This is a genomic window from Pseudomonas sp. Kh14, from assembly GCF_900291005.1.
GTDB classification, from domain to species: Bacteria; Pseudomonadota; Gammaproteobacteria; order Pseudomonadales; family Pseudomonadaceae; genus Aquipseudomonas; species Aquipseudomonas alloputida.
In genome coordinates, this window is the sequence record NZ_OLKJ01000038.1 from 882750 (window position 1) to 905604 (window position 22855).

23 protein-coding genes and 1 pseudogene are annotated in these 22855 nt (G+C 55.9%); 13 read left to right on the forward strand and 11 right to left on the reverse strand.

The window, feature by feature from the left end; translation table 11 throughout:
- Positions 1-156: 156 nt before the first annotated feature.
- Positions 157-906: pseudogene (locus FQ668_RS26470) on the forward strand (TolC family protein); the annotation flags it as partial.
- A 194-nt stretch (positions 907-1100) separates the two neighbouring features.
- On the opposite strand, the gene istB reads toward FQ668_RS26470, so the two are convergent.
- Entirely contained in the window at positions 1101-1904 is an 804-nt protein-coding gene (istB, locus tag FQ668_RS26475; RefSeq protein WP_029309271.1) for an IS21-like element ISPst3 family helper ATPase IstB, read from the reverse strand.
- On the reverse strand, positions 1897-3396 hold the full coding sequence (gene istA, locus FQ668_RS26480) for an IS21 family transposase (RefSeq protein ID WP_144180739.1): 1500 nt from the start codon (positions 3394-3396) through the stop codon (positions 1897-1899). Before istA ends, istB begins: the two co-directional genes overlap by 8 nt.
- Before the next feature lie 298 nt (positions 3397-3694).
- Here istA and FQ668_RS26490 point away from each other — a divergent pair, with 298 nt between their 5' ends.
- Positions 3695-3904, forward strand: a complete 210-nt coding sequence (locus FQ668_RS26490) for a hypothetical protein (protein ID WP_015268418.1) — start codon at positions 3695-3697, stop codon at positions 3902-3904.
- Positions 3905-3918: 14 nt separating this feature from the next.
- Positions 3919-4125, forward strand: coding sequence for a hypothetical protein (locus tag FQ668_RS26495; RefSeq protein WP_011953104.1), 207 nt, complete (start codon positions 3919-3921; stop codon positions 4123-4125).
- Between the two features lie 143 nt (positions 4126-4268).
- Here the strand turns inward: FQ668_RS26495 and FQ668_RS29105 are convergent, their stop codons facing one another.
- On the reverse strand, positions 4269-4397 hold the full coding sequence (locus FQ668_RS29105) for a hypothetical protein (RefSeq protein ID WP_003253468.1): 129 nt from the start codon (positions 4395-4397) through the stop codon (positions 4269-4271).
- A gap of 122 nt (positions 4398-4519) precedes the next feature.
- A complete protein-coding gene (locus tag FQ668_RS26500) occupies positions 4520-6217 on the reverse strand; it encodes a phosphoethanolamine transferase (RefSeq protein WP_003298414.1) in 1698 nt (565 codons plus the stop codon).
- A gap of 490 nt (positions 6218-6707) precedes the next feature.
- On the opposite strand from FQ668_RS26500, the gene FQ668_RS26505 reads away from it, so the two are divergent.
- The 3 genes from FQ668_RS26505 (at position 6708) to FQ668_RS26515 (ending at position 8514) form a co-directional block, all read left to right on the forward strand.
- On the forward strand, positions 6708-7046 hold the full coding sequence (locus FQ668_RS26505; protein ID WP_071890582.1) for a zinc ribbon domain-containing protein: 339 nt from the start codon (positions 6708-6710) through the stop codon (positions 7044-7046).
- Positions 7047-7100: 54 nt separating this feature from the next.
- Positions 7101-8006 carry a cation diffusion facilitator family transporter gene (locus FQ668_RS26510; protein WP_010951438.1) on the forward strand — a complete coding sequence of 302 codons (906 nt, stop codon included), beginning with the start codon at positions 7101-7103 and terminating at the stop codon, positions 8004-8006.
- Positions 8007-8163: 157 nt separating this feature from the next.
- Positions 8164-8514, forward strand: a complete 351-nt coding sequence (locus FQ668_RS26515) for a DUF3147 family protein (RefSeq protein WP_011953105.1) — start codon at positions 8164-8166, stop codon at positions 8512-8514.
- A 32-nt stretch (positions 8515-8546) separates the two neighbouring features.
- Here the strand turns inward: FQ668_RS26515 and FQ668_RS26520 are convergent, their stop codons facing one another.
- Positions 8547-8873, reverse strand: a complete 327-nt coding sequence (locus FQ668_RS26520; protein ID WP_023049367.1) for a DUF2790 domain-containing protein — start codon at positions 8871-8873, stop codon at positions 8547-8549.
- Between the two features lie 689 nt (positions 8874-9562).
- Between FQ668_RS26520 and FQ668_RS26525 the strand changes: the two genes are divergently transcribed.
- Positions 9563-10237: a heavy metal response regulator transcription factor gene (locus FQ668_RS26525; protein WP_003253457.1), complete on the forward strand. Its 675-nt coding sequence runs from the start codon at positions 9563-9565 to the stop codon at positions 10235-10237.
- On the forward strand, positions 10234-11652 hold the full coding sequence (locus FQ668_RS26530; RefSeq protein ID WP_011953107.1) for a heavy metal sensor histidine kinase: 1419 nt from the start codon (positions 10234-10236) through the stop codon (positions 11650-11652). Before FQ668_RS26525 ends, FQ668_RS26530 begins: the two co-directional genes overlap by 4 nt.
- Positions 11653-11709: 57 nt before the next feature.
- Here the strand turns inward: FQ668_RS26530 and FQ668_RS26535 are convergent, their stop codons facing one another.
- A complete protein-coding gene (locus tag FQ668_RS26535) occupies positions 11710-12297 on the reverse strand; it encodes a hypothetical protein (protein ID WP_010951442.1) in 588 nt (195 codons plus the stop codon).
- Positions 12298-12563: 266 nt separating this feature from the next.
- On the opposite strand from FQ668_RS26535, the gene FQ668_RS26540 reads away from it, so the two are divergent.
- Positions 12564-12785: a hypothetical protein gene (locus FQ668_RS26540; protein ID WP_010951443.1), complete on the forward strand. Its 222-nt coding sequence runs from the start codon at positions 12564-12566 to the stop codon at positions 12783-12785.
- An 82-nt stretch (positions 12786-12867) separates the two neighbouring features.
- Here FQ668_RS26540 and FQ668_RS26545 read toward each other — a convergent pair whose 3' ends face one another.
- The 3 genes from FQ668_RS26545 to FQ668_RS26555 are packed head-to-tail and all read right to left on the reverse strand — an operon-like array spanning position 12868 to position 15684.
- A complete protein-coding gene (locus FQ668_RS26545) occupies positions 12868-14322 on the reverse strand; it encodes a phospholipid carrier-dependent glycosyltransferase (protein ID WP_010951444.1) in 1455 nt (484 codons plus the stop codon).
- Positions 14316-15299, reverse strand: a complete 984-nt coding sequence (locus FQ668_RS26550) for a glycosyltransferase family 2 protein (RefSeq protein ID WP_010951445.1) — start codon at positions 15297-15299, stop codon at positions 14316-14318. Before FQ668_RS26550 ends, FQ668_RS26545 begins: the two co-directional genes overlap by 7 nt.
- The gene (locus FQ668_RS26555) at positions 15265-15684 is read right to left on the reverse strand and encodes a GtrA family protein (RefSeq protein ID WP_010951446.1); all 420 of its coding nucleotides are present in this window, start codon (positions 15682-15684) and stop codon (positions 15265-15267) included. Before FQ668_RS26555 ends, FQ668_RS26550 begins: the two co-directional genes overlap by 35 nt.
- A 257-nt stretch (positions 15685-15941) precedes the next feature.
- On the opposite strand from FQ668_RS26555, the gene FQ668_RS26560 reads away from it, so the two are divergent.
- The 4 genes from FQ668_RS26560 to FQ668_RS26575 all read left to right on the forward strand — a co-directional run bounded on the left by FQ668_RS26560 (position 15942) and on the right by FQ668_RS26575 (position 20104).
- Positions 15942-16910: a LysR family transcriptional regulator gene (locus FQ668_RS26560; RefSeq protein WP_011953108.1), complete on the forward strand. Its 969-nt coding sequence runs from the start codon at positions 15942-15944 to the stop codon at positions 16908-16910.
- Between the two features lie 210 nt (positions 16911-17120).
- The gene (locus FQ668_RS26565; RefSeq protein WP_009395904.1) at positions 17121-18428 is read left to right on the forward strand and encodes an OprO/OprP family phosphate-selective porin; all 1308 of its coding nucleotides are present in this window, start codon (positions 17121-17123) and stop codon (positions 18426-18428) included.
- Between the two features lie 298 nt (positions 18429-18726).
- Positions 18727-19752, forward strand: a complete 1026-nt coding sequence (locus FQ668_RS26570) for a hypothetical protein (protein ID WP_011953109.1) — start codon at positions 18727-18729, stop codon at positions 19750-19752.
- Between the two features lie 127 nt (positions 19753-19879).
- Positions 19880-20104 (forward strand): hypothetical protein, encoded by a 225-nt coding sequence (locus tag FQ668_RS26575; protein ID WP_010951451.1) that lies wholly within the window; start codon positions 19880-19882, stop codon positions 20102-20104.
- Between the two features lie 92 nt (positions 20105-20196).
- Here FQ668_RS26575 and FQ668_RS26580 read toward each other — a convergent pair whose 3' ends face one another.
- Positions 20197-22194 carry a heavy metal translocating P-type ATPase gene (locus FQ668_RS26580; RefSeq protein ID WP_010951452.1) on the reverse strand — a complete coding sequence of 666 codons (1998 nt, stop codon included), beginning with the start codon at positions 22192-22194 and terminating at the stop codon, positions 20197-20199.
- Between the two features lie 202 nt (positions 22195-22396).
- On the reverse strand, positions 22397-22720 hold the full coding sequence (locus FQ668_RS26585) for a DUF2790 domain-containing protein (RefSeq protein WP_003253432.1): 324 nt from the start codon (positions 22718-22720) through the stop codon (positions 22397-22399).
- Positions 22721-22855: the final 135 nt, after the last annotated feature.

Below are 22855 nucleotides of genomic sequence, written 5' to 3' on the forward strand. Positions count from 1 at the left end.
AGTAGATACCTATGCGGTGAGCCTCGTAAACAGGGCGCCTCCTGACCCTTGGCGGCCACCCCGCGCCTGATTACCTCTTAAATTCACCCCATCGTCCTGTTTTGCAGCCGGATGATGGCATGCGCTTGCGCGCTGATTTTTTGAGGAATCATTTCCATGACTCCCCCACGTTACCGATTAGGGATGGCATGTCTGGCCGCTCTGATCAGCCTGTTGTCGACGTTACCGGCTCAGGCTACACCGTTGTCTCTGGAGGAAGCGCTTCAACTTGCCGAACGCAATGCCCCCATCCTCCAGGCCAGGCAAGAGCAAATGACGGCCGCTCGACACGCTGTGATCCCAGCAGGCGAGCTGCCTGATCCACGTCTCAACCTAGGAGTGCAGAACCTTCCTGTTGACGGCAGTGATCGTTGGAGCATGAACCGCGATTTCATGACGATGCAGGTTGTCGGCCTCTCCCAGGAAGTACCAAACCGGGACAAGCGGGAGGCACGAGTTGAGACGGCACGAGCGAGCGTTGAGCGAGCCGATGCAGAGGCGGTGTTCGAGCGCTTAAAAGTGCGTGCTGCCACAGCCCAAGCTTGGGTCGCGGCGTACACCGTTCAACGGAAACTGCAGCAGTTTGAGGACTTCTACAAAGAAAACCGTCTGTTGGCCGCAGCAATCCGCGCACGCCTGGCCGGCGGTACCGGCGCGACGGCCGACGCACTTGCTCCTGACCAGGAAGCTGCGCAACTCGATGAGCAAAAAGATGTTCTGCTCACACAGGCCGCTCAGGCACGGGCTGCACTCAAGCGATGGATTGGAGAGGATGCTGATCCGCAAGCTCAAGCATTTCCGCGCTGGCCAGTGAGCGCGCCGGACTATCTACACGCTATACATGCACATCCAGAATTGGCGACCTACTGTTGGCGCTGATGGAAAATTGACCCACCCTGCCGATTGAAATTTGACCCAGGGCGGATTGCTGATTTTGTTACCAGCAACTGTGGATAAGTCTACCAGCGCAGCTGCTGTTGCCCCCACTCCTTCGCTAGCCCAGTTCAGTTGTTTAAGACCTGCCACACGCAGCCATGTAGCAGGCCGTCGTCGCCATGAAATCAGAACGGCTCATCGTCCTCCGGTTCCTGGCTGCCCTTACGCTTTCGCTCCCGTGATTTGATCTTGGCCTGGGCCGCCAAGCTACTGTGTTGCAGGCGATAGGACTCGTTACCGGTTTCGACGATGTGGCAGTGGTGGGTCAGCCGATCCAGCAGGGCGGTGGTCATCTTGGCGTCGCCGAACACGCTCGACCATTCGGCGAAGCTCAGGTTGGTGGTGATCACCACGCTGGTGTGTTCGTACAGCTTGGACAGCAGGTGAAACAGCAACGCACCGCCAGCCTGGCTGAACGGCAGATAACCCAGTTCGTCGAGGATGACCAGATCCATGCGCAGCAGTGCCTGGGCGATCCGCCCGGCTTTGCCGTCGTGTTTTTCGCGCTCCAGCAGATTGACCAGATCGACCGTGGAGTAGAAGCGCACGCGCTTACCGTGCCGGGTGATGCCGGACACGGCCAGCGCGGTGGCTAGGTGGGTTTTACCGGTGCCTGGCCCACCGATCAGCACCACGTTCTGCGCGGTGTCGGTAAAGCTCAGGTTGGCCAGCTCGCTGATCAAGCGAGCGTCGGCGCTGGAGGCGCTGAAGTCGAAGCCGGCCAGATCGCGGTGCATCGGCAGCTTGGCCATGTTCATCTGGTGGCTAACCGAGCGCATGGCGCGATCTGTGTGCTCTTGTTCCAGCAGGTGTTCGAGCAGCCACTTGGACGAGGCTGTGTTCGACTCACCCTGTGCAGTTAACTCCGCCCAGGCCGTGGCCATGCCGTGCAGGCGCAGCTCCTTGAGTTCCGCCATCAAATCACGCATGACCGACCTCCTCGGCCTGGCCACGCAGGCGGTCGTAGCGCGCCGTGTTAGCGACGGGGGCTTCCTTGAGCGACAAGTGGGTTTCGACGCTGGGTGGTGGTTCGGATGCTGTCAGCCGTGCCACGACATTGAGGATGTGTTCGGCGCTCAGGCTGCCGCTCTCCAGTACCAGCTCAACGGCTACCAGCACGGCATCGAGTCCGGCGACCGGTACGGCAGCCAGGACTTGCGCCATGATCCGGTCACCGCCGGCATGACGCCCCAGGCCGTGCTTAAGCTGACGCAGCGGCACCGGCAGATCAGCAAAGGGCGCTCCGTTGCGCAGCGCGCCGGGCTTGCGCTCAATCAGCGGGATGTAGTGCTGCCAGTCGTAGCTGACCTGGTCGCGATCCAGCAAGCGCGCATGGCTGGCTATCAGCGCATCATCGGCCACCACCTCGATGCGGGTCGGATACAAACGGCTGCTGACCCACTTACCCGCGTACTCACACGGCACCGAGTAGCGGTTGCGCCCGACGCTGACCAGGCAGGTGCTGGAGACCCGCGCAGGCCGCTCGACGTAACCGTCGAATGGCGCTGGCACAGGCATCAGTTCAGCGCGCTCCAACTCCAGCACTTCGGCCACACTCAGCCCGCTGTATTGAGGGTGCGTCAGCTCGTTCCAAAGCGCGCGGCAGCGCTGGCCCAGCCAGGCATTGAGTTCCTCGAAGGAGTGAAACTGGCAGTCCTGGGCGTCTAGCCAGATACGCCTGCGGCTGTCTTGCACGTTCTTTTCAACGATGCCCTTTTCCCAACCAGCGGCGACGTTGCAGAAGTCCGGATCGAACAGGTAATGCGCGCACATCACCGCAAAGCGCGCATTCACCGCCCGGCCTTTGCCCTTATTGACCCTGTCGACGGCGGTCTTCATGTTGTCGTAGATGCCCCGGCGCGGCACGCCGCCCAAGGAGCCGAACGAGCGTGTATGGGCGTCAAATAACATCTCATGGCCCTCGCTCGGATACGCCACAAGCCAGAACGCACGGCTGGCACACAGCTTCAGATGTGCCACCTGCATACGCCGGTAAATGCCGCCGACCAGCAAGCCTTCCTCGCTCCAGTCAAACTGAAACGCCTCGCCAAGAGCAAAGGTCAGCGGCACAAAGGCCTGCGACGCCTTGCCCTGTCCCCCTCGCCAGGCACGGATAAACGCGGTGAGCTGGCTGTAGCCACCGTCATAACCTTCGGCTTTGATTTGCGCCAACAGCGCCTTGGCACTGCGCCGCTGTTGCTTGGGCCGCAGCGAATCGGCTTTTAGCGCCTGCTCCAGCGTGGCGTGAAAAGGGCTGAGTTTGTTGAAGATCGCGCGGCGTTGGTAGACCGGCGGCTTGGCCTCAGGTGCTCTGACCCACTTGCGAATCGTGTTGCGCGCCAACCCGGTGCGCTTGGCTATCTCATGCAGCGACAGCTTGTCGCGGAAATACATCCGGCGGATTTTGCCCATCATTTCCATACTGATCACCCTGTGTTCTCCTGCTCAAAAATTGAGCAGAAGCAGTTGAACACCTGGGTCAGTTTTCAGTCGGCAGAACAGCCTCTACTGGGTCAGTTTTCGGTCAGCGGCAACACACAGTGGTTTACAGTGAAAAAAGTGGTTTACAACGTAGCTATGACACGCGCCCTGGCCACTCCCCAGGCCAGCGCGCTCCTCATTGGTTCGTTCAGCCGGACGTCGAACACCTGTGCTGCTCGGGGCCTTGCCACGCCGCGGTGTCCTATAATTCATCTTCAGCTGAATGGAGCAAAATGTTGTGAAGCGCACATTCATTGGAATGGTCGAGGCTGGTGAGCCACTGATGAGGCAAGCGCTTGAAGCTATCCGACAGGCCCACGAAGCGGAGGCTGCTGGATTGCCAGACCTTGAGGTACAGCGTCTTCACCTATTGGCAGATTCGCTCTATCAGGCGGTCATTGATTTTCAGCTCCTCAAAGCAGGTAAACCACCGTCGACTATCCAGTGAGGACCTGCCGCTACATGACGAAAAAGATACCAGCTCTTCTCCCCGACCACCCCATGTATACCGACGCAGTGGATGCGATGAAGCAATACCACGAGGCGCAGGCTTCTGGCTCATCTGCCGAAGAGGTTGAGCGCCTGCGTCAAATCGCAGAATCACAATTTCGGGCTGTCAGCGAGTATCAGCTCAACGCTCTGGGATATCAGTCTCGTCGTCCGCACTGAAGGGATAACCGATCCGGAGGTAGCTTCAGAATCCATCAAGCCAAGCGGAAGACTCACGACGCGGTCCGATTGATCAGCGAGACGGTCGGGAGGGTTTGCACACAGCCCCAAAAAAAAAGCAGCTCCCGAGAGCTGCTTTTTTCTTACTCCCCCTTTTTGTGCTTGTGGGGTTTCAGGTCCGGATGGTCCTTCTGCTTTTCAGGGGTGACTCGCTGCCTTTTGTCCGGAGTGCCATCTTCATTGGTGCGCTTTGGGCCTGGCTTGATGCTCATGCAAAACTTCCTTTTCCGCTTGGGTTGTTGAATGCAGCTATGTAATTAGTCCAGCTTCTCTCAGCTGTCAAAGCAGGCTGGTGCAGAACCGCCTGGCCGATGATCCGGTCTACATCGAACATTCAGAGGCCAGAATAAGAGCCTCCGACAAAGGGCTTACAAGGGGCAGTGAAATCCAGCGCTGAGCGATACGAAGACGTCTGGACGTTCATCATGCCGAGCACGGTGTGGAACAGGTTGTCGTGGCTCAGCGGTGACGTGGTTTGAGCTTTCAAACAACCCACGTTGACCTTTTCGCTCTTCGCGAGCGAGTCAGACATCCAAAGTACCAACGGCACCTTTGTTTGCTCGTCAGGAGCCATCGCGTAAGGCAGCCCGTGTAGATAGAGCCCACCCTCCCCCAGCGATTCGCCGTGGTCCGAAACGTACATCAGCGCAGTGTCGAACTTGGTGTTGGCCGCCAGGATATCGATGAGATTTGCAGTCACATAATCGGTGTAGAGGATTGAGTTGTCGTAGGCATTGACCACCTCCTCCTGCTTACATTTGTCGAGCTCGTTGGTCTCGCACACCGGTGCGAATTTCTTGAATTGCGAGGGGTAGCGCTTGTAGTAGGCCGGGCCGTGACTGCCTTTGTAGTGGAGCACCAGGACAGCATCGCCTTCCTGGCGCTTGATGAAGTCTTGCATCTCCGTGAGCAGCACCCCGTCCTTACACTCCTCGCTGGTGCACAGTTGGGAATCCGCGTGAGAGGCAGCCTTGTGGTTGGGAACCCTGTCGCAGACCCCTTTGCACCCCGAGTTGTTGTCAGTCCACATGACACTGATGCCAGCGCGTTGAAGCACGTCGAGCAGCCCTTCTCGGCTCTTGGCCAAGCCATCTTTGTACTGGGCCTTACCCACGTCCAGGAACATGCATGGCAGCGAGACCGCGGTAGCGGTACCGCAGGAGCTCACGTTCGTGAAGCTAATGACATTTCGCTTTTCTAGTTCCGGATTCGTTTCACGGGAGTAGCCGTTGAGGGAGAAGTTGGCGGAGCGAGCGGTCTCTCCTACTGCCAGTACCAGCAGCCTGGGTTTACGAGCCGCACCCTGTCGATTAACTACCGCATCAGTACCAATGGCCGTCAGCGTTTTAGGTGAGGCCAGCTGACGCTTCAGGTACCCATGGCCAGCCGCAAACAAGTTGGTAGGTACCAGAATCAGCCGGATCTCCCGATTGTTGCGCAGCAAGGAGGCATACGACTGGTACTGACTCAACGCGATGCCAGATAAGGTCAACAGAGCGAGCGACAGAGCAATGAACCTGCTGACCAAAGCTTTGGCCCAAGGCTTGCGCCGGAGGGGAACCCGGGCAATCAGGTAGACGGGCAACACCCCAACCATTGCGACCCAAAGACCGAGCTTCCAATTCAGCAGCTCGGTTGCCTCAGCGACGTCGGTCTCCACAACGTTGGTGAACATTGTGTAATCGATCACGATGCCGTAGGCATTCATGAAGTAACTCGCAAAAGACGCGCTGATCAGTACCAGGCACAGTATGGGTTTGGCCAGCCGCCCCCATGACAGCAAGCTCAGAACGGTAAACACCCATGCGAATACTATGACTGGGAGGCTAGCCGCTAGCTGCCAGTTCACTTCATCGGTTTTGAATACCAGCTTCCAGAGCACGTTCCAGAGCTCAGCGTTCGCGAATAGCAGTAACCAAAAAGTCACCAGGCCGATTAGCAAATTAGTACTGATGCCTTTCTGCCGCGCATTGCGAATAGCAAAGATCCATTTGCTTAACAGGGTGTGAACAATGGATTTGGAAGGTGTCATTATCAAACTCTGGAAGCTGCTTATCCATGGCGGTAGCTATGGAGTTAGCGGGAGCTACAAGGCAAACCGTCGACAGATGCTGAGCGATTGCGCAATGTGCGGAGCGTCAGAGGCCTTAGGCCCCTAGGCGTTGGGGACGCTTAGTATGTGTGAGGCATAGGGATAAAAAGAGAAATGAATCTCGCTGAGCGCATTATTTCCGGGACCTGATAACGACACGATGACCTCGGGATTACAATGCTGACAGAAATCCAATTACTGCTGTTTTGATTGTCATTGATCACGCTATGATCAAAATTAGGGGGATACTACCCACCAAAAGCAATGCTCCGCTCAGCTAGATAAATTTAATTTCACAAACAAAACGGTTTCGTTTTGTCGTAGGCTAATTTTGAACTTTCAATTCAACTTACAAGTCTTTCTCGCGAGCAGAATATTATTTTCAACTTTTGCTCGTTAATATGTCACCCATCAATGAGGGGCGAATACCATGAGCTTTTTCAAAAACATCCTGGGCGGGCACCATGGCCGTGGAAACCACGGTGGAGGCAAGCACCACAGCGGGGGACATGGGGCCGAGCAATATGATCGCCATGGCCGGCAGCAGGGCTGCGACGGCGGTAATCAGGTGTATGACGGCGGGCGCCCTCCCACTCCTGCCCCCATCAAAGATCTGCAGGGCTGCAGGCAGTGCCGGACGGCCAACGATCCGTCAGCACGCTTTTGTCTAAACTGCGGAACACCGCTATCGAGTGGTTGCACCGCCTGCGGCTCGCTGCTGAGTGCAGGAGCAAGATTTTGCAGTCACTGTGGCCAAGCGACGCTCTAAGGCTAGGTAGACAGGAAGGCCAACGAGACCACAACCCTGCGCAAGGAGAAATACGTGGGTTCAAATCATGACCATGGCAGCGCTGCAGTACGCGAGGGGCATCAGAAGAAGCTAATCATGGCGCTCGGCTTGACTGGCAGCTTCATGATTGCAGAAGTGATCGGTGCGTGGATTACCGGCAGCCTGGCGCTGCTGTCGGACGCATCTCACATGTTCACAGATACTGCCGCCTTGGCGATCTCACTGATTGCACTTCAGATAGCCAAGCGGCCGGCGGATCAGAAAAGAACCTTCGGCTATGCGCGCCTGGAAATTCTGGCTTCGACGTTCAACGCCGTGCTGCTCTTCCTGGTGGCGATGTACATCTTGTATGAGGCCTACCAGCGCTTCTTCATGCCGGCGGAGATCGCTACCGGAGCGATGATGTGGATCGCAATCGCCGGCCTGATCATCAACCTAATTTCGATGCGCCTTCTGGCATCTGCGAGCAACGAAAGCCTCAACGTCAAAGGAGCCTACCTCGAAGTTTGGAGCGACATGCTCGGCTCGCTTGGCGTAATCATCGCGGCACTTATCATCCGCTTCACCGGCTGGACCTGGGTCGACACGATTGTCGCTGTGGCGATCGGCCTTTGGGTTCTGCCGCGGACGTGGCAGTTGCTTCGCGAAAGCCTGGGGATCCTCATGGAGGGTGTCCCGAGGGGGCTCGACGTTACGGCAATCGAGGCCACCATCCTCGGAGTAGATGGCGTGACGGACGTTCATGACTTGCACGTGTGGGCTGTCAGCAGTGGCAGTAACGTGATGACGTCGCACGTAGTGGTTCGGGATTCTGCAGATGGGGATGCTGTGTTGGCGGCCGTCGTGGATGCTGTCAGCGATGCATTCGAAATCCATCACTGCACCATCCAGATCGAGCGGGCAGCTTTCCACGAGAGCGTTCCCTCACCCTCGCACTGACCGATCGGTAAACACCATGCAAACACATCACCCTCCTGGCTGAGGGTGATGTTGCAAAAAAAATGCGGTGAGGGATGCCGTAAACGGCAGGAGCGCTTCAAGGGGGTTGGTGAATGGCTTCGCCTGCCCTCGTCAACAACCTCCAGAAGGCTCAGCGATGGCCTGGATCATCACGAAGTACCTACTCACTGCCGGTATAGTGATTCTCGTGTCAGAGCTGGCGAAACGCAGCGACAAGCTGGGCGGCTTGGTCGCCGCCCTACCCTTGGTCACGGTCGTGACGTTGGTCTGGCTCTATTTAGAGAACCAGAGCATGGAGAAGATCTCCAACCATGCTTGGTACACGTTCTGGTACGTGCTTCCGACCCTACCGATGTTTATTGCTTTTCCATTGCTGCTACCTAAGCTCGGCTTTTGGCCGACACTGATCAGCAGCATCCTCATCACAATGGCCAGCTTCGGAGGCTTCGCCATACTGCTGCGCCGGTTCGGCATTGAGCTTCTATGATCCGGTGGCCGCAGGGATCATCTTGATGAGTCTTAACGGCTATTAACACACTCGCCCTTCACCAGGTAGCGAACCATGTGCAGTTCGCCTTTCGAGTCTTCGTAGGTCATCATGCTTCTTACATTACCGCAGTACCGCACACTGGGTGATACATACACCAACTTATCAACGTCCAGGTCCATGCCATAGGCGTAGTCTTCTAGTTGAGGCATGGGCTTTTTTACGCGTTGAGCATAATCCGCTGTAGCCTCTCTAGCAGTACGCTCGATGCGTTTATTGATCTCCATACCGCTTTGGGCATTGGCTGTTAGTGATGTAAAGAGCAAAAACACGGCGATCGCTGATACAGTAGTGTTCATAAGAAGTCCCTTAATAAAAAAGCGCCCGTAGGGGGGCGCTAAAATTCACCTACCAAAGGAGCGTATGGTTTACAGGTGAATGCACTGGCGCGAACAACTGCTCGGTGCTCTTGCCAAGCTGCTTTGAAATGAGACAATTTCCAAAGCAGCGATGCCTCTTCCGCTGCCCTTAAACTAGCAAAGGAGGCTAACACCAAGATGATCGGGCAATTACAATTTGGACATGTAATAGATTGTAAGATAATTATTCGAGAGAATATCGAGCCGCCACGTGAACTAATTTGCAGAAAGGCGCTGCGGTTTGCGGCCGTGCATGGGGTCTGCCTGCGTGGCGCCCTCGATCCAAGGCCAGTACCAGTCCTTGCAAGCTAACGACCGAAATGCTGCCTGTCCTGGCCGATTCCACCTGCCAGGCGAATCTGTCATACACCGCCGCAGGCCCCAGAATCCGCTATGCTTAGGGGTGGAGCCTGCATGACTGTCAGAAATCTTGCGGCTACATTACAAATTTGTAGGATTTCGCCGCGGCCAGCTTCTTCGCGTTAAGATTCAAGCGTCCTCAGGTGACCCGGCGTATGGACAGAGGTAGCGACTACCACATGCCATACCCTCAGCCAAACTTTCGAACAGCCTGCAACCATAATCTTGGCGGATTAGGCCAACTCCTTCCTCACACCTTGAGATAAGTTATGCGCGTTCTAGTTGTGGAAGACGAAATTAAAACTGCCGAATATCTTCAGCAGGGCCTATCCGAAAGCGGGTATGTCGTAGATATCGTGCACAACGGTGTAGATGCTCTGCACTTGTTCAACACTAATGTCTATTCGTTGGTCCTCCTGGACGTGAACCTCCCGGGTATCGACGGCTGGGACCTGCTGGAAACCATCCGTAAGACCAGCCGGGTCCGCATCATCATGCTGACCGCCCGCGGACGCATCAATGACAAGCTCAAGGGCTTGGACGGCGGCGCGGATGACTACCTTGTGAAGCCATTCGAATTCCCTGAGCTGCTTGCTCGCATCCGTTCGCTGCAACGCCGTGGTGATGAGTTAGTCGAGAAGAGCTCGCTGAAAATTGCCGATCTGGAACTCGACTCCGTCCGCCATCGCGTCTTCCGCGGTGGCACACGCATCGATCTCACCACCAAGGAATTTGCGCTTCTGCACCTGCTCATGAGCCGAACGGGCGAAGCGCTGACTCGCTCTCAGATCATCTCGTTGGTCTGGGATATGAATTTCGATTGCGACACCAATGTCATCGATGTAGCCATCCGGCGCTTGCGCTCGAAGATCGATGACCCGTTTGAAACCAAGCTCATTCACACGCTTCGTGGCGTTGGGTACGTTTTTGAGGAACGCGCATGAGGCCATTCAGCCTGGCTGCAAAGCTGGGGTTAAAAGTTGGGTTGATGAGCGCAGCGTTGCTGCTTCTGTTCGCCACCTTTGGCTATCTGATGGTAGGCAAGGCTCTGGAAAGAAATGCCAGAGCAGACCTGGAAGTAAAGATGGCGGGGATGGCTCACAACCTGTCCACCATCCCGGACATCTCCGGCGTCAACGCGGATGCGCATCAGCTTGTCGATTTGGTCATGGGCCACAACAACCTGTATGTGAGCATATTCGATACCTCACAGAATCAGACTCCCCTGCTCTCGATTGGCTCGAAACAGGTCAATCTGGAGGTGCACAAGTTTCAGCCGGCGGCCCAGCCCAAAGAGCACGAATGGCGTGATACGCAGGACCGTCCTCTGCTGAGTGCTTCTCGAATCATGCGTTTGGGCGATGGAACAGAGGTCAGCGTCTATATGACCATGGACCAGTCATCCAGTGAGGCGCTGCTCGATGCGTTGCTGACCTGGGCCTTGATGATGTCCCCCGTCATCCTCGCACTGATCTTGGCCATTGGCTGGTGGACTGTGCGCAGAGGCCTGCTACCACTGACCAAGTTCCTCAAGATCGCCTCGAAAATCTCAACCGAGAGCCTCGACCATCGCCTTCCAACTGATGGGATGCCGGCAGAACTCAAAATGCTCGCCGACGGCATCAACATCATGCTGGCTCGCCTGGATGATGGGGTTCAGCAGCTCTCGCAGTTTTCTGACGACCTTGCTCACGAACTTCGAGCACCGCTTTCCAACCTGATGGGCAAGGCCCAGGTTGCCTTGACCAGAGAACGATCGCTTTCCGAGTACCGGGAGGTTCTGGAGTCGTGCACAGAAGAGCTGGACCGCATGAGCCGCATGGTTTCCGACATGCTGTTCTTGGCCCAGGTCAGTCATCCAGCATCAATGGTGGAGTTCGAATCCGTCTCCTTGGTCGACGAGGTTCAGCGAGTGTGCGAGCTCTTCAGCATTTCAGCAGAAGAAGGCGAGATTCAGCTGCAGATCTCCGGCAGTGATGACGTGGTGCGCGGGAATCGCCTGATGGTTCAACGTGCCGTCTCGAATCTGGTCTCGAACGCGATCCGTTACTGCCCTCGCGGCCGCACGGTCTACGTTAAGGTGCAGCATAGTGCGAGCGGTACGACGTTGAGTGTCGGCAACCCCGGCCGTGGTATTGCCAAGGAACACCACGCGCACTTGTTTGAGCGGTTCTACCGTGTGGACAAGAGCCGAGCACGGAGCGAAGGCGGTACCGGTCTTGGCTTGGCCATTGTGCAGTCGATCATGAGTCTGCACCAGGGATCGGCGAGCGTGGAGGTGACCGAAGAAAACTTCACCTGGTTCCACCTTCACTTTCCGGAAGCCCAGCAAATGCAGCCGGCAATGACCGCCGCTTAAATTGCGCAGACACGATTAGGCCCGTCAATCGACGGGCCTTTTGTTTGCCTCAATGCATCAGTGCCGAAGGACCACAGGGTCCATGGGCGACCGCAGAATCACCGACTTAATAATCTTCTGTTCGTCAGGATTGGCGTTTTTCCACAGGTGTGAGAAGTACTGAGCATTCACTTTCTCTTGAGCACTTACGCTGCCGGCGGCATCGATCAGGCGCATGGTCGAGTAGACACAGATCAGCGCCAGAATGAAGAACGCCGTGGCGACCACCATCACATAACGCTTGGCCAGCACCGGTGCCCGCTTGAGCTCCTGGATAGAGGCGTCCGCCGCCTTTGTCGCTGCTGTAAGCTCCGAGATCAGTGGCTGGATGGCGGTGTCGACTCCGCGGCATGCAGCTGAATACGCTGATGCAGCGGCGCGCAAGGCAACCTCCTCCGCGTTCGACCAAGCCTTCTCCGCCTTTCGCACCTCCTCCTGAATCTGCCGGCCGACAGCGTCCACCTGCTCCACCAGTTCGTTCGACCTCTCCAGAACAGCGCTGGAGGTGCGCGTCTGCGAGGTCAGCTCATCGAGCTGGACAGTGAGTTTTTCAGTGCAGCGGCGAAAGTCACCGATAGCAACTGCCCAGGGCTCTATGTCATTCATGGCTATCTCCTAGGGCGGCCAACAACGCCGCGCTGAATTAACGCGCTAGATATCAAAATTGTAATTTAAGAGAAAATTCGAAGTCGCCCTCGACAGTGCCGAGATAGACATGATCCTTCCAGATTTGAAGATTTAACGCATCCTATCTGCAGCCAAAATTACGGAATTGTAATTATTGACTCACCTTGTCGTTAGCTTCGCGTTCCTAAACTACAAACCAACAAAGGCCGCTAATCAGGTTGGCCTAGTATGAACCGAGGTTCACAATGAAATTTGTCAAATCTATCGCTATTGGCAGCCTGCTGCTGGGTCTCATGGGTACCGCTTACGCTGAAGGCGGCTTCGAGCGAACGAAACAGTTCAACGAGAACTTCCGAACCGAACAGGCTCGCCTATGGAGCGATGACTCTTCGGACCAGAACAAACAACAAGTCGCTCAAGAGCAAAAGAAAGAAAGCAAGGATGGTAAGGAACAAGCCGACAATTAATCGGCGGTTAAATAGGACTTCAAATGACGAAAGAAATCGACAAAAAAGCCAGGGTAAAACCTGGCTTTTTTGTGCTTGGAATTTAGCCTTCGTTCTTGCGAGGCGTTTCCGCATTGCTTTCTCCGGCCAGACCCTCGGCACCTTGTGCGGGGCGTTTCCAATGGCACAGCAGGAGCTGGCTGGCGTTCGCTTCGGTGATCGATGTGCAAGCTAGATCAGCGGGCAGACCATCCTTGCTGTCTCGCAAGCGCCTGGACAGATAGAACGAGCCATCCCGCGGCCACTTGGCAGGATCCTTGATGTTCTCGGACTTCCCGCTGCTGTAAAACTCCGACGAGTATGAGCGGCGGCCAGGATAGATCAGGGGAGCGGAATGAGCAGACTGCACATTGAGCCAGGCTTGAACCACATCCCGCTGATTCTGAGGGCGCTCCTCTAGTACCCCGGCGTAGATGATGCCCGCACCGATGATTGGCAACACCAATGCGCTCGCAGCGGCAGCCCAGGTGGTCTTCGGGCCAACTTCGCTGACCCGTGCAGACAGCAGCAATGCCCACGCTGGCAGCGCGGGTAGCAGGTAGGTCCACAGAATGTTGCCTGCAAATGTGAAGAAGACCGGTGTCGCCAAGGCCCACAGCCAGAGGTAGGCTTTGAAGCGCTGCATCGATCCACGCTTGCGGATCAACAGTGGTAGAAACAAGGCCCATGGCAGTAGCGACAATCCGAGCTGGATCCAGATGCTGCCGTACGGCTTGGCATGAGCACTACCATAGAGGTCCCCTGCCCAGTTACTGACGACGTAGCGGCTCCAGTGCTCACCAACGAAGAAGTACTCCATGAAGCCGGGCGTTTTCATCTCGGCCGCGACATACCATGGCACGGATATACCGAACATGAGTACAAGGCCGCTAATCCAGGGAAGCCTCAGTACCCGTCCCCATTCCTTGTAGATAACGAACCAGGCGAATGCCGGCGCCCCCATAAGCACCAGGGTCAGCGGCCCTTTGGCAAGCAAGCCCAGCCCGAGACCTGCGAACATCAGGTAGGCATCCGCCTTGCTGGCGCACTTCATCCAACGCCAGAAACCGTAGCTGGCCAGCAGAATCGAGAACGACAAAACAGGGTCAGTCAGCACAACACCGCTGGAGACCAGGCCAAGTGTGGTGCTGGAAAAAATAATGGCAGCCCAGATGCCGGCGTTACGAGAAATCTGCTGCGTGCCGAGTTTGATGATGATGAAACAGCTTGCCAGGTGGAGTAGCCACGCTGGGAAGCGCGCAGCGAACTCGTTAACGCCGAAGACCGTCATGCTCGCGGCCTGGGTCCAGAAGGACAACGGAGGCTTGCCCCAGAACGGTACCCCGTAGTCGAACATGGGCGTGATCCAGTCATTCAACTCGACCATCTTGCGAGCCATTTCAGCGTAACGGGCCTCAGATGTGTCCATCAGCGGGTAGATGCCCAGCCCCACCAAACGCAATAGCAAAATCGAACCCAGGACCCACCACAGCGTCCTCTCGTTCTTCAGGTTCAGCATTTCTTACCCTCGATCGAAGCCATCGAAGGGTGGAGTGACACGGGATCTGCCTTGTTGCTGTGCTTCAGGAAATAGAGAGGCCGGCGCTTCACTTCCGCGAGTGTCACGCCCAGGTACTCCCCCACCATGGCGACACCGACGCACATGAATGAAGCCATTCCGACGATCAGGTGATGGATGTCGAAACTGCCTGCCACAAGCGACGCAAGCATGTAGCAGATGCTGGAGACGAAAAGACCGAAACTGATGAGGCTGAAAATGCGCAGTGGTTTGCGAGAGAAGCTGACGATGCTCTCGATGGCCAGATTGAACAGGCCAGCTGCATTCCATTTGGTGCTCCCGGCATGGCGAACAGTGCGATTGTAGGGCAGTTCGATGGTACGAAAGCCTACCCAGCCGATCATGCCTTTGAGAATCCTGGAGCGTTCATCCAGGGCCCGCAGGGCTGCCAGCGGCGCAGGCCCAATCAATCGGAAATCGCTGACATCGGCCGGCATGTCCACCTTCTCCACCAGGCGCTGCATGACCCAGTAGTAAGCCCGGGCACTCATGCGCTTGAACCACGAATCACCGATTCTCAGGTTGCGCTGCATGTTCACCACGTCGTAGCCGCGTTGCCAGTAGTCCACCATGGCCGCGATGAGCTCTGGTGGATCCTGCAGGTCGACATCAATGAAGATCAGCGCACTGCCACGGGCATGGTCTATCCCGGCGCTCAGTGCAGCCTCTTTGCCGAAGTTGCGACTCAGGGACAGGCAACGTACAGATGACCCATCCTGATAGTGGCGAAGAATGTCGGCCGTCCGGTCATTACTGCCGTCGTCGACATAGAGGATTTCGCAGGAGACGGGTAAGCGCTTCACCACGCGGGTGATTCGCTGGTGGAACTCGGGGATGGTTTCCTCTTCCTGGAAGCAAGGGACCACGATGGTTAACAAGGGATCAGGGCGCTCGGGAAAGCGATGTAATGTCTGCATGATTGAATGTCCAAAAACGATGTGCAATGAATCCAAGTGCAGTGAGGCTTAAGGTCACTACGACTTGGGAGATGAGCGGTGACAGATTCGACTTGATGAGGAACCACATACCCACGCCATTGCCGAAGTTTGTGGTTAACGCGACCAGTGCAAACCTGACAGGCTGAAACTTACGAGAGCCATCTGCCACAAAACAGAGCGCCCTATTTCCAATGAAGCTCGCGATTGCGCCAACCATGCCGCCACAGATACTGGCCAGTAACGGAGTAACGAATTCTGTCGTAACCAGCAATAGGAACACCGCATAATGGACTCCCGTTGCTATGAAGCCGATCCCCAGATAACGAATCAGTAAGGTAGTAAGAGGTGGGGTTTGATTTTCCATGCCCAAAGCCTATGGAGGCAAAGGTGAAAAAATAGTGAACTAAATGTAAATGCGTAATTAGCCGAATCTATATATGGTAAGTAACAAGTCGGCGCACTAGGCTAGCACGCTACAATATCAGAGGGATTGCCTGAAAATTACGCTTTCGAAATAAAAGCCTTCCGATAACGCATGCATGACCCGTGGATTACAATGTTGACAAGATAAGGAAACACCGGGTGGCATTGAGATAGATTCCCCGAATTAAGGGGGACCTAATGGTTACACAAAATGAAACATATACAAGCAGCGTTGTTCCTTACAGCCCTGACATATTGGATGATTTGCCAATTGATGATCAGCTGGCCGTAGAGTTTTTCGCAACAGCACGTTGTGCCAGTTTCAAACAGGCTGCCCGAGGGCTCAATGTGCCAGTGGTAGGCCTGCGGAAACGCTTGGAGAAACTGGAAGAGCACATTGGTGCTCCCGTGTTTGTCTACAAACACAACAAGCTTGCCCTGACCCGCACAGGCGAGAGGGTCAGCCATTACCTGTGCCAGCTCTTCGGCCCAGACGGCCTTGGCAAGTCCGGTGAAAAGGAAGTCCCCAGGCTTACCATCGCGATCACAGAGCCAGTGCTGAACGACATCGTAAACCGCGATCTAGTCGCCTACGTGCGTGATCATGCCGAAATGCAGCTGGAAATCCATTCAGAATGCACAACGCAGATGCTTTCTGAGTGTGAAGTCGATGTGGGTATCGCTTTGGTGAGCCCAGATGATAAAGGCGCGCTTGATCGCCATCCTACGTATAGGTTTGAAAGGCTTGGCCGGATTGGGCACGCCCTGTTCATTTCCAGCCGCTATTCAAGAAGCGTCACCCTTCCAGTGGAGAGCTTGGATTTGCACAACTTCATGCTCGTTGTCCCTTGGGATGAAGAGATCTTGGCGGGCTCACGAAAGTGGGCATCGATAATGGCTGAGCATCAGGGCGGTACCACTCGGGTCAAGAGCTACAACCTATCACGAGGCCTTGTCGTTGGCGGTGCGTGTATTGGAGTGCTGCCCGACTACAGCCGAAAACTGGAGAGAAATATCCTACCCGTGCCGGGTTTCCTGGACGACCTGGAGGAGAAAGATGTCTATCTTGTTATCAAAACGAAGCTTGTCCGCAATCCGCAGGTTTTGGAAATTCGAAGATTGATCAAGAAGAGCTTCTTTGATAAGAAGGACTGGCTTGTTCGGTAACAGTTTTGTTAGGTTTCAAACTCCTCCGTTAACACTACAGAAACACAACTGTCATATTCGCTTGCAACCTAGTCAGAGTGCTTAGAACAAAGGCATCTTGTTACAGCGGGTGACAACCGTGGCCTGCTCCCATCTGCAAGATAAATTTAGGCCGGCGCAGGGCGAAATATAACGTCGGTAGCTAAGCACTTAACATACGAGAGGCAAGCAATGATCCGTTCTTCGAACATGCGGGAAAAGCTGTTGGCTGCCGCAATAATAGGCACATTTTCCTCGCAAGCATTCTCCGGAACAGTAACCACTGACGGAGCTGACATCGTTCTGAAGACCAAGGGCGGTCTTGAAGTATCGACTTCTGACAAGGAATTCAGTTTCAAACTGGGCGGCCGAGTTCAGGCCGACTACGGCCGTTTCGATGGTGTCTTCACCAAGAATGGCGATACCGCTGACGCAGGCTACTTCCGTCGCGCCTACCTTGAGCTCGGTGGCGTGCTGTACCGCGACTGGAAGTATCAGCTCAACTACGACCTTTCCCGCAACACGGGCAACGACTCCGACGGCTACTTCGACGAAGCCAGCCTGACCTACACGGGTTTCAAGCCGGTGCAACTGCGCTTTGGCCGTTTCTACACCGACTTCGGTCTTGAGAAAGCCACCAGTTCGAAGTGGACCACCGCCATGGAGCGGAACCTCTCGTACGACCTGGCGGACTGGATCAACGACAACGCCGGCATGGGTGTTCAAGCCACCAGCACCATCGCTGACATGGCTTATGTTTCCGGTAGCGTTTTCAGCGAAACCAATAACAACTCGGATGGCGACAGCACCAAGCGCTACAACGTACGTGGCGTGTTCGCACCGCTGCACAGTGATGGCAACGTCCTGCACGTCGGTGCTCAGTACGCTTACCGCGACCTCAAAAACAGTGCGGTCGATACCCGGATTCGTTCGCGTCTGGGCGTCCGCGGTGTAGATACCAATGGCGGCGGCGATGCCGGCACCAACGGCAACCGCATGCTGTTTGGCGGTGCTGCTGCACAAGATGGCCTGTGGAAGGACGACTCGGTCTGGGGTCTCGAAGGTGCCTGGGCCACCGGCCCGTTCTCGGTTCAAGCGGAATACCTTCGCCGCAAGCTGAAAGCTGACCAGGCCAACAACGACATGAAGGCCTCCGGTTACTACGCCCAGATGGCTTACACCCTGACCGGCGAGCCGCGTATCTACAAGCTCGATGGTGCCAAGTTCGACACTATCAAACCAGAGAACAAGGAACTGGGGGCCTGGGAAGTCTTCTACCGCTTTGACGATATCAAGGTCGAAGACGGCAACCTGGTCACCGCGGCGGACCAATCGAACGAGCGCAAGGCCAAGAGCCACACGGTGGGTGTGAACTGGTACGTCAACGAGGCGGTGAAAGTCAGTGCCAACTACATCAACGTGCGCACCGACAACAACGAGAACACCGTGGGCGACGACAGCGGCAATGCCATCGTGACCCGCCTGCAATACGTCTTCTGATCCCTCTCATCAGTCTGACGTGAGAAAGCCGGAAGCGCTCAACGTGCTTCCGGCTTTCCTGTTTCTGGAGGTGATCAAGCATGGAGCGCCCTCCTCCTACCTGCTTTCGCTTACCGATGACCGCTCTTGCCAAAGCTCGGCGAATCTGATGTGATTGCCGCGTCGGGCTTTGCATGGTGGCCGTGCAAGCAAATCAAACCTGACTCCTATTCATGATTGAACCTGATTCGACGTCCAGCTTCGCGTCTAACGGCCCTACAAGCGCAGCTACCCCAACGTCGCTCATTAGGGGATAGTCATGTCTGCAAAAAAGCTGCTTCAACCTCTCGCTGCTCAGCTGCACGCCTCGTTCTCGGCTTCTGGCCGCCCGTACTCTCATCTGCACCTCCACCAGCTGTTCCACGCGGCCATCGGCTCCGTTGCACCGCAAGTTGCCATCCAAGACAAGCTGCCAATTCAGGTCTGTCGTGACAACGAGACACGGCAGTACAACCTCTACGCGGCGGTCGAGCGGGCGAAAACGTGCTTAGGATTGACCGATCTTCAAGCAGTCGGTGTGGCTGAAGAAGTCATTGAGGTGCTACGAACTGCGGGAATCGGCGTGAACCAGGTTCGCCTGCTCCTTGACCCCTCCTTCAGCTCGAAGACTCGCAAAAAGGCCTTCAAGGCTCTCTGCAAGAACCTGGATCTGAACGAGCTAGGCGATCGCTTCGTCCCCAAGACTGCCACGTTGGCCATCGCTGCTGGTATTGCGCCGCCTCCCAAAATGTCGTGGAAGGATCGCTTCGCCCTGGCTGCAAATTCCCCCATGCGGGGGCCAAGCGAGCTCATCAGCATGGTCAACCGGGATGAGTGTTATCTGTGGGTATTCCCACCGACTGACCATCATGCGACGGCTCCAGCGACGCATGACCGTTTCTTTGGTGAAAAGACCCACCCGAGCGCAGAAATGGGCATGGGGTTCAGCATCATCGATTCCGGCTGGACCCGCCCCAAGTACCCGCTATCCAGGCAGTCACAAGAGACCTTCATCCAGTATTCGCTTTCTGCGCCGATGTGGTCCTGGCGCGCACAAAGTGACACCTGGCGCCTGGGAAACATCCTGCGTTCAAGAATCCTTGACGGGGCTCCTTGGCATAACGAGCCTCTGAGTGACGTGCTTCCGAGCGGCCTTAAATCCCTGCCCCGGATCTATGGGTGCGAAACCTGCCGAACGCTGTTCATTGAGAATCACAGCGACTACCCGGATGTACCCACTCAGTGCCAATGCGGTGAGGCGAGCAGCACGGGTGACCAAAACGAGTCATCTGCTCTCAATAGCTGATTTTCCTTACGGTGGCGGGCTGAGCCCCCCGTTAGGGATTGGCTATGGGAGCGGGATTCGCTCACCCCAAACCTGAAGGCGCCGCCACCTAACCGAGCGATATGAGCTGAATGCTCGCGGAGTAGATATGCAAAAGAGTAAAAACAAACAGGACACCCTGGCGGCGATCAATGCGCTTGTCGAGATTGCGTATGATCAGGGATTTGCGGACGGACACGGAGTCGGCAATCAAGTCGGTTTCGTAGCCGGTGTCATGAGCCTCAAAGCTGCATTGGCCTGCGGCTTACGGCATGGCTCACCTGAGTGCGGAAAGGCCCTTGAAAGCCTCAAGCGCATCGGGATCGACGAGTGAGAGAAAAGTACGGGTCGTGCGCTGATCGCGCACGACCCGTACTTCTACTTCAGGTCATTTCCCTGCTTAGCTTCATGATTGAAGCTCAGGGATCAGGTGCTTCTGCGGTAGGCCAACAGGCGCAAGGCGTTGAAGACGACCAACAGTGTGGAGCCCTCATGGATCGCAACAGCGGCACCAATGCTCAAGCCCATGATGGTGGACGGAACCAGGATGGCCACAATCCCCAAGCTGACGAACAGATTCTGGTGGATGATCGATCGCGTGTGACGGCTCAGCCCCACCGCAAATGGGAGTTGCCTGATGTCGTCAGCCATAAGCGCGATATCAGCCGTTTCCAGGGCAACATCAGATCCAGCAGCCCCCATTGCGATACCAACGCTCGAACTGGCCATGGCAGGGGCATCATTGACGCCGTCACCCACCATGGCCACCTTGGCGCTAAGGCGCAGGTTTTTGATGGCCTTGACCTTGTCTTCCGGCATCAGGTCTCCCCACGCTTCATCTAAGCCAACTTGTTTGGCTACAGCCTCTGCAACGCGGTTGTGGTCTCCAGAAATCATGACCATGCGTTCGATGCCCATCTCTCTAAGCTTCTGGAGTGCCTCTTTGGCCCCCTCCCGGGGTGTGTCCAATAGCCCGATAGCGCCCAGATCCTTGTCAGCACGCCGTACCACCATGGTGGTACGGCCTGACTGACGTAGACGCTCCGCAGCCTCCAGGGCTGCCTTGCTGAGTGCGGGAATACCATTGGTACCGAACATCTCGACCTTGCCAATCCAGACGAACTGCCCATCAAGCTCAGCACGCACGCCGCGGCCAATCATGTTGCTCATGTTCTTGGCTTGGAATCGGCGCCGTGTGCCAATCATCTCTTCACCGTCACGCACAATTGCCGCAGCCAGCGGATGGTCGCTCATCGACTCCACAGCGATGGCGACGTTTAGCAGATCCTCGATCTGCGTGCCGCCTATGGGTATTACATCGGTGATACGTGGGCGCCCTTCGGTCAGGGTACCGGTCTTGTCGAATGCCATGGCATTCAATGATCCAAGCTCTTCAAGTGGCGCACCGCCCTTGATCAGCACGCCACCTCGGGCTGCCCTGGCGATGCCAGAGAGAATGGCGCTTGGTGTAGCGATCGCGAGCGCGCAGGGGCTGGCTGCAACCAGTACGGCCATCGCCCGGTAGAACGAGTCACGGAACGGCTCGTCAAGGAAAATGCCGGCAAATAGCAGCCCGACTACCAGCAGTAAAACCAACGGGACGAATATGCGTTGGAAGCGGTCCGTGAATCGCTGGGTCGGTGACTTCCTGACTTCGGCTTCACTGACCATCTTGATGACCCGCGCCAAGGTACTCTCCGTAGAGCGCCGTGTTACCTCAACCTCGATGAGCGTTTCGCCATTGATGGTACCGGCGAAGACTTTCGAGGCTGCATCCACTGCATCTGGCTTGCTGCGTGCGAGTTCGGCATCAGGAACAGGTTGCTTGTCCACGGGGACGCTCTCACCGGTTACTGGCGCCTGGTTGATACTTGAGGAGCCTACGACTACAAAACCATCGGCCGGCAGGCGGTCATTGGGGCGCACGATGACAACGTCACCGGGAACCAGCAGCTCCACGGGCATCTCCACCGTGCCATTTGCTCTGCGTACGATCGCGGTGGCTGGTGCGAGCTTGGACAGTGCCTCAATCGCTTTCTTGGCCCGCCCCATCGCGTAGCTTTCAAGGGAATGCCCCAGACTGAACAGGAACAGCAGCAGAGCCCCCTCCGCCCAGGCGCCGATGCTCGCGGCACCGACTGCGGCGAGAAGCATCAGCGAGTCGATCTCGAAGCGTTTCTGACGGATGTTGGTAACCGCTTCCTTAGTGGTGAACCATCCACCGAACACGTAGGCCGACACGTACAGAATCAGAGGCAGACGATCAATCAGGCCAAGTTTTCCTGCGAGAGCTCCGGCACCCAGGAGAGCACCACAGATCAGCGCGAAAATCAGCTCTGTGTTCATTCCAAAAATGCCGCCATGCTCATGGCTATGACCTTCATGCCCGGCTTGGTCATCAGGGCGTTCAAGCAAACTCTTCATAACTCGTCCCTTCTGGGGTCAAGGCTTCCAATTGCCCTCTGCAGTTGGGGAGCCGTCTCTGTTGGTTGGCTAAGATCTATTGCACGGTTTGCCCGAGCCCAGGCGTTAACATTTCGAAGCTATGGGGTATCGGGCGTAATAAAAAATGCCAGGCACTGCCTGGCATTTATGAATTCTCTAATTGTTCTGTTCAAATCGTTTACTACTTGTTGTTGATGCATTGCGAATACATCGAGTAACGAACAGTCTTGAGCGTGCCCTGGGAGTCCTCGAAGGTCATCAACCGTGGATAGACCTGGCAGGTACGGGGGTCCTGCGACTGACGTACGAATTTCGCAACGTCTATCTTCATGCCATATTTGTAATCCTGAATCTCTGGCATTGGCTTGCCATTTTTCTCCGCGTACTTGGCCACTGCGGTCTGGTGTTCCTTGGTGTATTGAAGCTGCTTGCTCTCGGAGAAAGTGTTGGCCTGCGAAGCCACCGAGAAAACAACAAGTGCAGCAGCGATAATTAGCTTTTTCATAAAACCCTCTCAATTTCAAAACTTCTCGGGCGTAACCTTAGCAATGCATAGGCATCACCGGCATGACGAGAAACTTACAATTTTGAAAGGTAAGTGCATCTACTTCACTTTAAACAAAAAAGCCCACAACACGTG

Bases quoted from the DNA above. Each gene is read 5' to 3' on its own strand.
- FQ668_RS26500 (WP_003298414.1), bottom strand. From the start codon at position 6,217: ATGACACCTTCCAAATCCATTGTTCACACCCTGTTAAGCAAATGGATC.
- FQ668_RS26560 (WP_011953108.1), top strand. From the start codon at position 15,942: ATGGTTACACAAAATGAAACATATACAAGCAGCGTTGTTCCTTACAGC.
- FQ668_RS26585 (WP_003253432.1), bottom strand. From the start codon at position 22,720: ATGAAAAAGCTAATTATCGCTGCTGCACTTGTTGTTTTCTCGGTGGCT.
- FQ668_RS26535 (WP_010951442.1), bottom strand. From the start codon at position 12,297: ATGAATGACATAGAGCCCTGGGCAGTTGCTATCGGTGACTTTCGCCGC.
- FQ668_RS26575 (WP_010951451.1), top strand. From the start codon at position 19,880: ATGCAAAAGAGTAAAAACAAACAGGACACCCTGGCGGCGATCAATGCG.
- FQ668_RS26545 (WP_010951444.1), bottom strand. From the start codon at position 14,322: ATGCTGAACCTGAAGAACGAGAGGACGCTGTGGTGGGTCCTGGGTTCG.
- FQ668_RS26555 (WP_010951446.1), bottom strand. From the start codon at position 15,684: ATGGAAAATCAAACCCCACCTCTTACTACCTTACTGATTCGTTATCTG.
- FQ668_RS26550 (WP_010951445.1), bottom strand. From the start codon at position 15,299: ATGCAGACATTACATCGCTTTCCCGAGCGCCCTGATCCCTTGTTAACC.
- FQ668_RS26515 (WP_011953105.1), top strand. From the start codon at position 8,164: ATGGCCTGGATCATCACGAAGTACCTACTCACTGCCGGTATAGTGATT.
- FQ668_RS26530 (WP_011953107.1), top strand. From the start codon at position 10,234: ATGAGGCCATTCAGCCTGGCTGCAAAGCTGGGGTTAAAAGTTGGGTTG.
- FQ668_RS26580 (WP_010951452.1), bottom strand. From the start codon at position 22,194: ATGAAGAGTTTGCTTGAACGCCCTGATGACCAAGCCGGGCATGAAGGT.
- FQ668_RS26520 (WP_023049367.1), bottom strand. From the start codon at position 8,873: ATGAACACTACTGTATCAGCGATCGCCGTGTTTTTGCTCTTTACATCA.
- FQ668_RS26495 (WP_011953104.1), top strand. From the start codon at position 3,919: ATGACGAAAAAGATACCAGCTCTTCTCCCCGACCACCCCATGTATACC.
- istB (WP_029309271.1), bottom strand. From the start codon at position 1,904: ATGCGTGATTTGATGGCGGAACTCAAGGAGCTGCGCCTGCACGGCATG.
- FQ668_RS29105 (WP_003253468.1), bottom strand. From the start codon at position 4,397: ATGAGCATCAAGCCAGGCCCAAAGCGCACCAATGAAGATGGCACTCCG.
- FQ668_RS26540 (WP_010951443.1), top strand. From the start codon at position 12,564: ATGAAATTTGTCAAATCTATCGCTATTGGCAGCCTGCTGCTGGGTCTC.
- FQ668_RS26565 (WP_009395904.1), top strand. From the start codon at position 17,121: ATGATCCGTTCTTCGAACATGCGGGAAAAGCTGTTGGCTGCCGCAATA.
- istA (WP_144180739.1), bottom strand. From the start codon at position 3,396: ATGGAAATGATGGGCAAAATCCGCCGGATGTATTTCCGCGACAAGCTG.
- FQ668_RS26505 (WP_071890582.1), top strand. From the start codon at position 6,708: ATGAGCTTTTTCAAAAACATCCTGGGCGGGCACCATGGCCGTGGAAAC.
- FQ668_RS26525 (WP_003253457.1), top strand. From the start codon at position 9,563: ATGCGCGTTCTAGTTGTGGAAGACGAAATTAAAACTGCCGAATATCTT.
- FQ668_RS26570 (WP_011953109.1), top strand. From the start codon at position 18,727: ATGTCTGCAAAAAAGCTGCTTCAACCTCTCGCTGCTCAGCTGCACGCC.